At 50.7% G+C, this 13,333-nt stretch carries 9 protein-coding genes; 4 read left to right on the top strand and 5 right to left on the bottom strand.

What is annotated here, in order from left to right; translation table 11 throughout:
• Positions 1-496: 496 nt before the first annotated feature.
• Genes FJM74_RS03695 through FJM74_RS03685 form a run of 3 tightly spaced genes read left to right on the top strand, consistent with a single transcriptional unit; the run spans position 497 to position 3,248 of the window.
• The gene (locus FJM74_RS03695; protein ID WP_187261193.1) at positions 497-832 is read left to right on the top strand and encodes a carboxypeptidase-like regulatory domain-containing protein; all 336 of its coding nucleotides are present in this window, start codon (positions 497-499) and stop codon (positions 830-832) included.
• Positions 833-835: 3 nt separating this feature from the next.
• The gene (locus tag FJM74_RS03690) at positions 836-1,177 is read left to right on the top strand and encodes a hypothetical protein (RefSeq protein WP_187261192.1); all 342 of its coding nucleotides are present in this window, start codon (positions 836-838) and stop codon (positions 1,175-1,177) included.
• A 46-nt stretch (positions 1,178-1,223) separates the two neighbouring features.
• Positions 1,224-3,248, top strand: a complete 2,025-nt coding sequence (locus FJM74_RS03685; protein ID WP_187261191.1) for an outer membrane beta-barrel protein — start codon at positions 1,224-1,226, stop codon at positions 3,246-3,248.
• Positions 3,249-3,626: 378 nt separating this feature from the next.
• On the opposite strand, the gene FJM74_RS03680 is transcribed toward FJM74_RS03685, so the two are convergent.
• From FJM74_RS03680 to FJM74_RS03655, 5 genes are all read right to left on the bottom strand, one after another.
• Entirely contained in the window at positions 3,627-4,913 is a 1,287-nt protein-coding gene (locus tag FJM74_RS03680; protein WP_187261190.1) for a M16 family metallopeptidase, read from the bottom strand.
• A 23-nt stretch (positions 4,914-4,936) separates the two neighbouring features.
• Complete coding sequence (gene porV, locus FJM74_RS03675) at positions 4,937-6,064, bottom strand: type IX secretion system outer membrane channel protein PorV (protein ID WP_187261189.1); 1,128 nt, start codon at positions 6,062-6,064, stop codon at positions 4,937-4,939.
• A 49-nt stretch (positions 6,065-6,113) separates the two neighbouring features.
• Complete coding sequence (porU, locus tag FJM74_RS03670) at positions 6,114-9,980, bottom strand: type IX secretion system sortase PorU (protein WP_241738936.1); 3,867 nt, start codon at positions 9,978-9,980, stop codon at positions 6,114-6,116.
• A 542-nt stretch (positions 9,981-10,522) separates the two neighbouring features.
• Complete coding sequence (locus FJM74_RS03665; RefSeq protein ID WP_187261188.1) at positions 10,523-11,227, bottom strand: CDP-alcohol phosphatidyltransferase family protein; 705 nt, start codon at positions 11,225-11,227, stop codon at positions 10,523-10,525.
• Positions 11,228-11,528: 301 nt separating this feature from the next.
• A complete protein-coding gene (locus FJM74_RS03655) occupies positions 11,529-12,164 on the bottom strand; it encodes an MBL fold metallo-hydrolase (protein WP_187261187.1) in 636 nt (211 codons plus the stop codon).
• Between the two features lie 87 nt (positions 12,165-12,251).
• On the opposite strand from FJM74_RS03655, the gene FJM74_RS03650 reads away from it, so the two are divergent.
• Positions 12,252-13,328, top strand: a complete 1,077-nt coding sequence (locus FJM74_RS03650; RefSeq protein WP_187261186.1) for an NAD(P)/FAD-dependent oxidoreductase — start codon at positions 12,252-12,254, stop codon at positions 13,326-13,328.
• Positions 13,329-13,333 lie beyond the last annotated feature (5 nt).

Genomic DNA, 13,333 nt, shown 5'->3' with positions numbered 1-13,333 from the left:
CGCCCTGTGGGGCTTGGCGGCACTCGGCATGTTAGGTGAGCAGGCCCTGCTGCCAGACTCTTTGACCTCTTTCCCATAATGATTGTATCAACTGTTATTATAAACCTCCTCCCATAGTAGAAGTCGGATTCAACCATTTAATTCTTTTCTTTCATTAGCCGTTTCCCTGCAGATAAAGGTGGAGAACTCTTATTTCTTCATTTAGGCACCAGGAGAATAGGGCGCTTTATTTTTGCGGGTCCCCTGGCTGTGTTTGCTCAGTAGGGCAAAGGCAGGCGCGTCCTTAAGAGTGGCTTCGCCAATTACATTGTGGTGTACGTATCACCAATCCCCTACAAGTCCTTTCAATTTCTAAGGGCGACTATCACAGCGCTATGGTTCTGGACGAGAGCTTTAGCGAAGAAAGCAACTAGTTAAAATCGACAAGGAAGGTTAATTTTTATTGTATGTTTTAAAAGCTATATTACAGTCTGGAATATTTATAACTACAAGATGCATGAATCAGCTTTTACCTCTTTTAGCTCTGTTGCTCGTTATTACCAAGTCCTTTTCCCAACATTTGCCAAAAATAAGCAGATGGCAAGGTGGACCGGATACAACTACAGTGCCAAGTGCCAGCATTCTACATGCGGCGGTCATTAAAGGTGTAGTAAAAAGTGCAATAGATACCACCACTCTGCAAGGAATTACTATTTCAATCCAGAGAGTCTCTGATCCAGAGGTTGTTAAAGTTGTCGTGACAGATGCCAAGGGACGTTTCAGGTTTGGGCGTTTGGCAGTGGGATATTATACTGTTAAGCTGGAGGCTCTTGGTTTTATTCCTCTAACATAGCATGTGCTGATACAGCAGACAGTTGACTTAGGGGTTTTGTCTCTGCAGGAGGCTTCCACAGTAATAGATGAAGTGGTAATAGTGGGGAATACACCCCTTGGGGCACAGCAGGGAGATACGACTCAGTTTAATGCCACTGCTTTCAAAGCTGCTCCTGATGCTACCGCTCATGACCTGGTTCAGAAAATGCCAGGCATCACGCTTGAGAATGGAAAGGTACAGGCACAAGGGGAAGTTGTTCAGCAACTCCTTATTGACGGCAAACCTTTTTTTGTAAACGATGTGTATGCAGCCCTGCAAAACCTGCCTGCACAAATTGATTCTTCATGTCCAGATCTTCGATAGGAAAAACGATATGGCGGAGCTTTCAGGGGTTGATGACGGTGCAAGGATGAGAACCATAAATATTGTTACCAAACCAGCGGCTCGTGAAGGCTTTTTTGGTACAGTTGCTACAGGCTACGGAACAGAGAATACTTACCTGCTTGGTACCAGCCTCAATTTATTTAAAAATGAAAGCAGACTTACTCTGACAGGCTTAAATAATAACATTAGTACTCATAGCCTCTCGGCCAATCCCAGCTATAGCGGAGCGAGCAACACTTTTGATGGTGTTACCAAGCCAAGCGCTCTTGGCCTTGATTATTCCAATACTTGGTCCGATATTGTTGCAGTAAGCAGTAGCTACTCCTTTAACCATACCATCAACAAGTTCAGCCAAGCGCGAACAAGGGAATACGCGCAGTATGCGAATGATGAGAAGGTGTTTTCTAATAACAGGGAGAACAATGGGATTAGCGGCAACCACATGTTTTACACGCGGCTGGATTATGAAATAAATGAGCGGAACAGCATACTGATCAGGACGCGGGGTTATTTGTTGCAGTACAATGGAAGTTCCCATTGGCTGAGCCGGACCTGGAATGATGAAGACCCAATAGTACAATTAGAAGCCGACTCACGCACTGATAGCACCTATTTTTACCTCGACAATGACATCATCTATAGGCACCGTTTTAGAAAAGCAGGACGAACTATAAATATTGGGTTAGGCAACAGTTACAACGCCAACAAAGATGATAGGGCTCACTTCTCCAAAGACATTTACCACCCCGAGGATAACAACAGAACTAACAGGCAGTACCACAAATCAAAGGAAAAGGATGTTTCTTGGGAAACTAACTTTGCCTATACTGAGCCCTTCGGCGTGTACGGGCAGGTAGAGCTCGGCCACAGGGTAGAAAACAGGAGACATGACCTAGATAGAAAATTCTATTGTAGTGGGGATGGGGTGCTGGAAGAGGATACGCAATTTCAGGAAGATTTTAGCAATGCCTCTAAAAGTAGTTACCTGACTCAGAAAACAAGCGTAGGTTACAGCTACAACAACGATGTGCTCTATTTTCAGGTAGGCGGTGCGTTCCAGCAGGCCAGGCTAAAAGACGACCAGCAGTTTCCATTTACATCAACCCTAGATCGGTCGTTTACCAGCTATCTGCCATCGGCCCGCTTACGCTATAAATTTTCAGAATCGAATAACCTGGAGCTGCATTACGATACCTGGACAAATACCCCTTCAGCAAGCCAATTACAGGGAGAAATACACTGGCAAAATCCCCTTCTGCTCAAAATAGGTAATCCTGGCCTTCAGCAGGCTTTCTATAATTGGTTCAGGGCACGCTATCGAGCGCATAACCTGGAGAAGGATCATCATTTTTATGCTTCTGTTGAAGCGACCTCCGCAAGCCAGGAAATTGTGTACGGCATTATGACGGACGGTTATTTGGAAGAGATAAGCAACGGCATCATCTTGCTGCCCGATGCCCAACTTGTTCGCTCGGAGAACCTACAGGGAGGTCGTAACTTCCGTACCTATGTTAGCTATGGGCAACCCCTCGGGTTTATTCGCGCTAACCTGAACTTGCATGGCTCCATTAGCCACAGCAGGAGGCCTGGCATCATTAACGGTTATATGAACTTTTTTAACACCAATACCTATGGAATGGGTGCTTTAATCAGTAGTAATATAAGTGAGCGTATAGATTTTAACTTTTCTACCCATTCCAGTTATCGTGTTTTCAGGAACACGATGCTCCCTAAGGCAAACAAAAATTTCTTAAGTCAGCGCACCCGCATTTGGTATAACTGGATTTTTGGGGAGAATTTTGTTTACCGCACCAGCATTAATCATCAGTTCAGCTCAGGCCATGTGGAGAGTTACTCCGGGCACACGTTTCACTGGAACATGAGCCTTGGGAAGAAGTTATTCCCGAATCGGCTGGGTGAGCTAAGTGTGCGGGCGTATGACTTACTGAAGCAACAAAACAGCGTCAGTCGCAATATTACGGCCCTATATATAGAGGATGTAGAGTCGAATGTGCTGGAGCGGTATTTTTATGCTAACCTTTACTTATAACATAAGGTACTTCGGTGGCGGTGACACAGGCGGTACTGGTCAACTATACTAGCTAAGAGAAAGGATTAGGAGGATAGAGGTAAGCTTTTTTTGCTTCATCCGGGTTAAACTAAGGCCTGATGCAGTAGTAGAAAAAGTTGTTCCGGAAGCCCCTTTTGATTAGAATAATTTCACCTCATGCGAAAGAAGGTATTCTGCAGCGAGTGTCTATGCACTGAGGTGCATCAATGAGTAGGAAAAGAAGACCATGCCTTTTAAGTCCCTTGATATCTAGCCCTGCACAGTGGTGAAATAGCAATTATTCCAATCAAAAAGGCCCTCCGGAGGCTCTTCTCCTGCTAACCTTATTGAGGGCAATTAACACATAAGGTTCAGATGTTATGAATCCGCTTTACGCCCTGCTATCGCTATGTGGAGTGAGTCGATGTTCAGGTATTTTTGGGCCAGCTCTTTTAGTTCAGGCGCAGTAATTGTCCGGATAGTAGTAATATAGCGGTTATAATGATCGAGGTCTAAATTGTGCAGGACTACTCGTTTGTACTTATCCGCCTGGTCAAAAATAGTGGCAATATTATTAATGAATTTGCCGAGCATGTAGTTTTTCACCACCTGAAGCTCATCCTCAGGAATGTCTTCCTGCTGTAATTGTGCAATCTCTTTTTTAATTTCGTCTATGGTTTTGTCGGTAACAGTATAATTTACATCTGTGCCTATATAAAAAATGCTGTCCTGCTCTTTCGGCGAGATAACCGAGTGTATGCCATAGGTGTACCCTTTGTCTTCCCGGATATTGCGCATTAACCTGGAGCCGAAATAACCTCCTAATATCTCATTCAGGACCTTAAGTTTCAGGTAATCCGGTTCCTGAATCAGCGGGAAACGTTTGCCTACACGAATAGAGGATTGCAGACTCTCCGGCATTTTTACGATCGTTTCCTTGGGTTCAATATCCAGGAAGCTGTGTGTCGGTTCTGTCGGTTCTTTTCTGTTAATATTCAGGTTCTGCAACCATTCTGTCAGTTCTTCTTCCGTGCTATCCTTTAGGTCGCCACAGGCAAAAATTTCCAGGTTGCCGGTGTCATAGCTGGTAGCATAAAATTGTTTTAGGGTAGCCAGCGTTAACTGATTCAGATTTTCCTCTTCAAACCCATATACATAAGGGTGATTTTCCCCATAAAGTCGTTGGGTTAAGGCCTGCGTCGCCAGGTAGTTGTTTTTCTGACGCTGAACTTTCAGGTTCTGAATCGTTCGCTGCTTCAGATGATTGAATTCTTCTTCCGGAAAAACAGGGTTCTGAATAACATCGCAGACCAGTGGCAGCAAATCTTTCAGGTGTTTTGAGAGGCAGTATAGTGTAAGTTCTGTGCGGTCATAGCCATGGTTACTGTCGAACGATGCGCCGTAATAGGCGACCTGGTCTGCAATTTGTCTGGCAGTATGGTGTAATGATCCTTCCAGCAGCATTTTGGCCGTAAGGTCTGATGCGCCGGGTTGCGTCTCGTACCATTTTCCCGCTTTAAAAACAAAATCCAGCCTGATGACAGGCTGGGTTTCGTTTTTAATCAGATGTAGCTTTACCCCATTCGGCAGAGACTTAACTTCTGCTATCTGAAGCGTAACGGCATCTATTTCGTATGTTTCCGGAGCTTTTGTTCTATCAAGCATTTAGTTGGTTCTGTGTTTTATAATTATTCCAGCGTTAAACCTATGGTGAAACGTAATGTCTGGGCCAAAGGATTTGCACGCTCATTAGGCACCAGGTAGGCTACATCCACACCAAATTTCTGGTACCGAAGACCTAAGCCCAGCGACAGATATTTTCTGTCACCTTTTTGCGGGTTCTCATAAAAATAGCCCAGTCTGGCTGCAAACAGGCTGTTATACCAGTATTCCACACCCCCAGAGAGGATCACCTCCTGAAGTTCTTCACTTATGCCACCGGCTGCATCTCCGAAGGAAGTAAATATGCCACTTATAACCGTTTGTGTGCTGTCAGCTCCCGGAGATGGCACTAACAGTTTGTTGGCATCCACCAAAAATGTCAGGGTGTTATAGGCGTCCAGATTATAGGTCAGGGCAGTTCCCAGTTTCAGGTTGGTTGGCAAAAAGTCTTTCTGGTCGGCTTGGGTATAAGAAATCTTACCGCCTATATTAGAAATATTGCCGGCCAATGCTAACGTTATTTGCTGGTTCAGCTCCTTGTTGTAATACACACCTACATCTACAGCCGCCGTATTGCCAGGCTTCGACTCAAAAGTGGAGCTGCCGCCTCCTACATTTACATTACCAGCCAGGTTCGAGTGAATAAAACGCGCTCCGATACCCACACTAAAGTTTTCGCTCAGGGCCTGGCCGTATGCCACAGACACCGCGTATTCTTTCGGGTTATAGTCCTGCATCGGGTTCCTGTTCTCATCTATAAACTGAATAGCGCCCAGGTCAAAGTAAGTAAGCGAAACAGATAGGGCGGAGGTCTCATTTAATTTCTTGTAGCCGGAAAGGTAGCTGAGTGACATATCGTCTACAATGTTGCGAAGCCACGGAGAATAAGAAAAAGATACGGCCATGTCGTTTTCCACAAAGCCAAGCTTGGCCGGGTTCCAGAAAGGAGCATTCGCATCAGGACTGAGAGCGACACCAGCGTCTCCGAGAGCAGCCGAACGGGCATCAGGGGCAACGGTTAGAATTGGTACTGCGGTGGTCACCGCCCTAACTTCATTGTCTTGCCCGGTTACGCCCTGTGCGAGAGCAAGTGGTGCCGAAACGAAAGCGCCCACTACTAGCGCTGCTGTTAAAAGTAAATTTTTGTTATGCATAAGGTTATTAATAACTGAGTCAAATATAAAGAGAGAAGCTGTAATAATTCTAATTTAGAATGACAAGCTTTTCAAATTTCGAAGCTTTAGCGCCGTCCTGCTGCGAGCGGACATTGACTTTATATACATAAACGCCTCTGGCCAGTATATCATTGTATTCGTCTCGCCCGTCCCAGGTAATTTCTGCCAGGTGTGTCTTGCTGGCAAAGCTGGTGGCCTCCAGGGTCTTGATGAGCTTTCCTGAGATGGTGAAGATCTGCACCTGTATCTCCAGGTTCTCCCCGGCCCTGTTGTGGTCGAAGTGGAAGGTGGTGCTGGTGGAGAAGGGGTTGGGGTGGTTGAGCACGTGGTCCAGGGCGATACCGGCCTCGCTGGCCACCACGAACTCGAGGTACTCCTCCGAGGAGTTGTTGTGGGTGTCCCAGGCCTTGAGGCGGAGCGAGTGGGGGCCCGGCTTGAGGTCCTGGAGCTGGTAGCGCACCGAGCCGGACTGGTAGCTGTCCACGTCGGCGGTGTAGAAGTCGTTTAGCACGAGGAGCTTGTCCTTGTCCTCGTCGAGGATGGCGGTGATCTCGTGGCCGATGCCCAGGCCGGCGGTGTTGATGCCGTTGTCGTCGAAGATCTTGGCCAGCAGCAGGGAGCTCTTGCCGGTGGTGCCTCCGAAGGCGAAGGACTCATCATCCATAAACAGGCTGATGACGGGCGGTGTGCTGTCCTCCTCCACGCCTGTGGCCGAGCCGCCGATGACGATGTTCCTGCTGGCACCCATGGCGTCAGTAGCCTCATTGCTGGCGTAGAGGCTCACCTTTCCCGCGCCGTAGTTGTAGGCAATGTCCTTGGGCACCACAAAGGAGACTTCGAAGAGCCCGTTGCTCACGGTCGCCTGCCCGTCGTAGATCACATTCTCGCGCAGCTTCACCGGCACTACCTGCACTCCCTCATCACCAAAGGTCATGCGTGTGTTTTGCTTGTCGAACACGGTCAGGCTCAGCTTCCCGTTAAAGCTGTTGGCTACTGCACCGCCAGATTCTGTGATGTTTCCTTTGAGGGTTACTTTGCTCAGGGCGCTCAGGGTGTCAGAAGAAATTATGTTTCCGTTTATGTGTGTGATGTTGGCCTCCAGGCCGGGGTAGGCCAGTTGCAGCGAAGGGTCGCCCAGCAACGTGAAATTCCGGTTGTTTACACCCCTGGAGCCACTCATGTTGTCGGTGATGCTGTTATTTTTGGTCCTTTGCAGTAAATCCCCCATAAGCGGCATCTTCCCGTTTAATGGCGTAAAGGCACTTTTAAAGAAATTTCGGTTAAGTACCCGGTTGCCGTTAGAATATACTTTACGTGTCGTGGTCAGCATGCCGATAGCACCGCCTTCCTGGTTTAGCAGTGCTGCCTCTGCGCCAGATACCCTGGCCGGGTCGTCGTAACGCCCAAACTCACAGGTGGCTGTTACAAGAAATGTAAGGTTGTTACTGTTGCGCCAGTTGGTTACTTGCTGCAGCGTCACAAGCTGTTCCGATGCCAGGCTCACGGCGTTGCCATGGCCGGTGTAGTTCACGACCAGAGAACCCTGCTCCACCGCCTGGTTTATGGCTTCAGTAGCCTCTGGGGCGCGCTGGCCATTAGGCGCAGCCACCTGCCGATACAGGTCGAGGTAAATTTTGTTGGTGTTGTACTGCGGGAAACCATCCTCCAAATAGTTCGATAGAAACTCCGCATCCGCTTGGTGTTCATTAAAGTCGCCATCATCAGCCGCAAACGTTATCCGGTTGCGCCATCTGCCCAGGTGGCTGGGGCTGTCGTAGGCAATAATCTTGCTGACCATGGTCGCCGCTTCTCCGGCAGTCTTCGCTGGGAGCCGTCCGATCCCGATATCCAATAGGTGGTCCCCGAACGTATTCTCCGCCCATTCTCCCTCGTTCTCATCCAGAAAGCCATAGTAGTCTTCTGAAGAGTAGCTGGTAATAGGGTGCAGCGACTGCCGCGACTGATATACCGGCACGAAATTGGTGTTGTTGGGCACACGGTTCTTGTAGTCGTAGGAGGCGTCGCCGAAGAGCAGCAGGTGCATCACCTCGCTGCCGCTCTTGGAGCTGCGGGTGTAGAGCATGCGCATGAAGTCGCGGATGGCCGTCACGTCCTGGGCACCGGAGGAGAATTCGTTGTAGACCTGGGCGGGTGTCACGACCAGCACCTGCAGGCCGCTGTGCCTGCTGCGGTGCTCGGCCAGGCGGTTGGCCGACTCCATAAAATCGGGGTGTGTCAGGATCACCAAGTCCAGCTCGCCGCCCAGGTTCTGGGCGTGCAGGTCCTGGTTGGCCACACGGCCGGCCGGCACGGGTCTGAGTCCGGTATTGCTCTGGAAGGCCACATACTCGCGCAGCGCGGCGGAGGGGGCGCTGAAGCTCAGGTCGGAGCCGCTGGCCACCACCTCCTGCAGGACGGGCCGCAGTGGGTCGGTCACGTCCCAGACCGTCGCCCCGGCCGGTGCGCCGGCCACTCTGTAGGTGCTGACGGGGGCCTCCAGGCTCCTGAGGGAGCGGAAGCTGGTCTGCTCGCCGTAGAGCCTGAGCTGGCGCTGGCACTGCAGCTGAAGGTAGTTGAGGTAGCCCACCGAGGTGGAGCTGCCGCCCGTATTGAAGGCAAGGTTGACCCGCAGCTCCTGCGCCTGCCCCAGCGCCTGCTGGTTAAGGGTGTAGGTGCGCAGGCTGTTGGTGCCCTCGGGGTGGTCTGTATAGGTGCCCCTGCCGGCAATGGGCTGCGTGCCCAGGCTCTGGCCGTTGAGCTTCAGGGCGAAGGAGGTGCTGACCGGGGCGTTGGCCATCAGGGCTGCTGTGAGCCTGACCTCCGAGCCCGGCACCAGGTCGGTGACGGGGAAGGCCACCTCGCGGCTGCCGGCAAAGGAGCTGAACTCTTCGCCGTACAACTCCCGGCCCGAGTAGACCATGCTCTTGAGGTCGCGCTCGTGGAAGAGGCGCTCGTCGTAGCTGCTGATGGTCTGGGTGGCGCCCCCTGCCTGACCCCGGGAGGAGACGCGCAGGCCCTGGGCCGCGCCCACCCGCAGGAAGTAGTAGGCCGTGTCGGAGTAGAGGTTGTAGGTGTGCTTGAAGAGCTTTTGGCCGGCCTCGTAGGCCCAGGTGTGTGGCCCCTGGGCGTAGAAGAGCACGTAGTCGGCGTCGTCAAAGCGTCCGTCGCCCTCGCCGGCCACCCAGATGGCGTTCTCGGTCAGGTCGTCGGGGCGGGGGGCGCTGTTGGGCTGGGGGAGCATGCCGCCGCCGTTGCCGAAGAGCTGGATGGTCCTGGGGTCCAGGCCCTGGATGCTGATGCCCAGCGCCTGGAGCGTGGCGCGGTCGATCCTGTGGATGCCTGAGGCTGTGACGGCGAGCCTGTGCCAGGTGCCGGCGCTGAGCACCGAGCTGGTCTGGTGGCTGTCGCGGGTGCGGCGGGTGGCCAGGGGGGCGTCGTGGCGCTCAGCGTGGCTGTAGCGGAAGCTCACGAGCTTCTCGAGACGGCCGGACTGCGGGTTGCGGCGGATGGGCAGCAGGGTGACGAGGGAGACCGGGGTCTTGTTCTCGGTGGCGGGGGTGATAGTGACTTCTGGCTCGGCACCGATAGCAGTGATATCGAAGAGTTTCTGATCCTCATCTGAGAAGGACTCGTAGACCGTCTGCTGGAGGGTGAAGCTGCTCAGGCGCGTGCCGCGGAGCTGCAGGCGGTAGTAGGGCAGGCGCTCCACGTAGTCGTAGCTGGCCCCTTCAAAAGAGGGCATCTTGCCGGGTAGCGTGGCTGTGGGCAGCACCTGCTCGTGGCCCGACCAGATGAGGGTCACCTGCCCCTGCGCCTCCTGTGCCTTCGCCCCTACAGCCAGCAGGCCTGCCCAAAACAGCAGGCATATCATTCTGATAAAGGACGAACGCATCATAATATTCTATATTAAAAAAAGCTATATCGTTAAGTCTTCTCTCCCTTTGAAACCAACTTCCAAAGAATCACAATATCGATTGTAAGTTAATTCAAAATGACAAGCTTTTCAAATTTCGAAGCTTTAGCGCCGTCCTGTTGCGAGCGTACATTTACTTTATATACATAAACGCCTCTGGCCAGCATATCATTGTATTCGTCTCGCCCGACCCAGGTAATTAATTGTGTAATTGCACAATTTGTTGTTGAACAAGTTCAAATGTCTAAAGCTGTCTGCTCAAGTTCACTGCAGCCTGGTCTGCTTTCTTCTTGGTGAGGAATTGGATTTATAAGGTTGGGCAGCAGCAGCAGAGCAAATTGTCTAAGTAGGGCATTTTTCATTAGCATAATTATGCTTTCACTTGACAAAACTTACTTGTGATGAACGGCTTTGCTTTCAGGTTCAGTGTTTTGCGTTTGCCAATGTGCGCCTCCCGCACCTGTTTGGGCCATGGCGCTCCGAGTCTAACCTCTGAGTGCGTGGCCTATAATAGGCAATACAATTTATTTAGTTGATACACTTTTGATAACTGACAAAAGTATATAAAGCACGATAATTAGCGGTATGGCTGCAAATTTTATCAGAGCCAGTAAGATGACGGACAGAATCAGGAATATAAACCGGGTAGCATTGTCTTTCCAGGTGTAGTTCCTGAATTTTAGCGCAAACAGCGGTAATTCAGCTATGAGCAGGTAAGAAAATATAAAGGTGATGGCCAGCAGGAAAAATGGGTTCAGGATGATGTCCTCATAAAGTGCAGGGGAGGCTTCCAGCAGCAGCGGAAGGGACGCAATAAAAATAGAGCAGGCTGGTGTGGGCACGCCAATAAAAGATTCTGCCTGGCGCGTGTCGATGTTGAACTTAGCCAGCCTCAGCGCCGAAAATATAGTAATGATGAAACCGAAGAAAGGTAACACGTCTTCAGGAACTCCGGTAGGTGTAGCATCTGCCCTGGTTAGCAGACCAAATAAAATAGTGCCTGGCACCACCCCAAACGATACCATGTCAGCCAGCGAGTCGAGCTGCTTTCCGATTTCGGAGTAGGCTTTCAGTGCCCGCGCCAGCAGGCCATCCATAAAATCGAGCATAGCCGCAATGCCTACCATATAGGCAGCGTAGTTCAGTTGCTGGTTAAAGGCAAAGTAAAGGGCAACACAACCTGAGAGAAGATTCAGGCAGGTGATGGCATTAGGAAGATGTTTTTTCATGCAGGGTTTGTGGCAATCTGGTTAGGGTAGTGGCAAAATGAAGCTTTACCGTTTCTGGAAGGCCTTTTTCATTAGAAGAATTTGGTTGCTAGTTGCTGATTGTTGCATGGATGAGCAAAAATAATCGGAAGACTTTGCAGCGTGCGCAGCTCCTGCAAGTGTCTGGAAGAAGCAGGAGGAGCGTGTGCATCCCTCAGAATCTCGTGTCTGAGGTCCTGTGCCTTGCACCCTGTTTTTGCCTCTGGAGGGCCTTTTTTATTCAAATAATTCGGCTTCATGCGGCAAGGCTTACCTAAAGTGCCTAGTTCAGAAAAGGATTATGTTTTTTCTCAAAGCCAATGGTGGTTTCAGGACCATGCCCGGGGTAAACAGTTACATCGTCGGGTAAGGTAAACATTTTGGTGTGGATGCTGCGGATAAGCGTGTCGAAGTCCCCGCCTGGCAGATCGGTGCGACCAATGCTGCTGCGGAACAGTACATCGCCCCCGATGCAGGCTTTGTCTTTTTCGCTGTAAAAAACCACGTGCCCCGGTGCATGACCTGGCGTAAAAAAAACCTGAAGCTCTGTGTTCCCAAACGTAACCGGTTCGCCTTCTTTCAGAAAGGCCCCGGGAGCCTGCTCTGCATACATCGGGAAGCCATAAGAAGGGGCATACACAGGCACGGAGCGCAGCGTCTGCAGGTCTGTTTCATGTATTTCCAGCTCCACGCCATAGGTGTCGGCCACGAACTTGTTGCCCAGCACGTGGTCTATGTGGCAATGGGTGTTCAGCAGTCGCACCACCTTCAGGCCATGCTCCGCAATGTATTGCTTCAGCTCCTGCTGCTCCTGCTTCTCGTAGCAGCCCGGGTCAATCACAATGCATTCCTTTGTGTCGTCGTGAAGTAAGTAGGTGTTTTCCTGAAAAGGATTAAATGTAAGGCAGGTAACCTTCATGGGTTTATTTGTTTTTTAAGAGCAGCGCATGTACAAAATAGGGTCTCAAGTTACAAATTTCAGCTGTACTTGTTGTACATTGCCTGCATGATTTACGATTTTATAATAGTGGGTCACGGGCTGGCCGGGGCCATTTTAGCTTATACCTTACGTAAGAAAGGGTATCAGGTGCTGGTAATTGATGAACTGGCCGAACATTCGGCCTCTAAGGTGGCGGCAGGGCTTGTGAACCCGGTGGCCGGCAAGCGTTTTGCCAAGTCCTGGATGGCAGATACGTTTATTCCTGCCGCCGACGCCTTCTATAAAGAGCTGGAGGAGCATTTCGGGCAGGAGCTTTATCTGCACAAGCCGATCTACAAGATTTTCTCAAGCATAGAGGAGCAAAACAACTGGATGGCCAAAAGTGCCGGCAGCGACTGGAGCGACTACATCAGCGAAACACTGGTGGCCAGTGCCGGGGAGCCGGGTATCCAGGATCCCTATGGGGGCATCCTGATCAGGCGGGGAGGGCACCTGCTGGTGCGCGAGGTGCTGCAGTTGCTGGAGCAGGAACAGTTGCAGGCGGGTCAGCTGCTGCCGGAGCGATTCGATTTCAGCCATTTGGAACTGACAGAGACGGGGCTGAGGTATAAAGGGGAGCAGGCGCGGCAACTCATCTTTTGCGAAGGGTATCAGGTTATCCACAACCCTTATTTCAGGTGGCTGCCGCTGCAGCCCACCAAGGGCGAGGTGCTGGAAGTTAAGACTGATTATAAATTTATATCGGAATGTATCTATAATAAAGCAGTTTACGTTCTTCCGAAAGGGGACGGTGCCTTCAGGATAGGGGCAACCTACAACTGGCGCCAACCCGACGAACTACCTACGCACGAAGGGCAGCAGGAGCTGACCGGGCGCTTTACACAAATCACATCGCATGCTTTTAACGTCACTAACCATTGGGCAGGTATCAGGCCTGCCGTGCGGGACCGGCGACCACTCGTGGGCAGCCACCCGCAGCACCCGCAACTGCTGGTGTTTAATGGCATGGGATCTAAAGGCGTGCTAATGGCCCCTTACCTGGCGGAGCGTTTTGCAGCAGCATTGGCAGGAGAAGCGGATGTGCTTCCGGAAGTCAATATTTCAAGATATTTTTCGTTATATTACGATTACATAAAACAATAAGGAGA

Origin of the sequence: Pontibacter beigongshangensis, assembly GCF_014332515.1 — a bacterium.
GTDB lineage: Bacteria > Bacteroidota > Bacteroidia > Cytophagales > Hymenobacteraceae > Pontibacter > Pontibacter beigongshangensis.
This window is presented reverse-complemented; position numbering and strand designations above follow the sequence as displayed.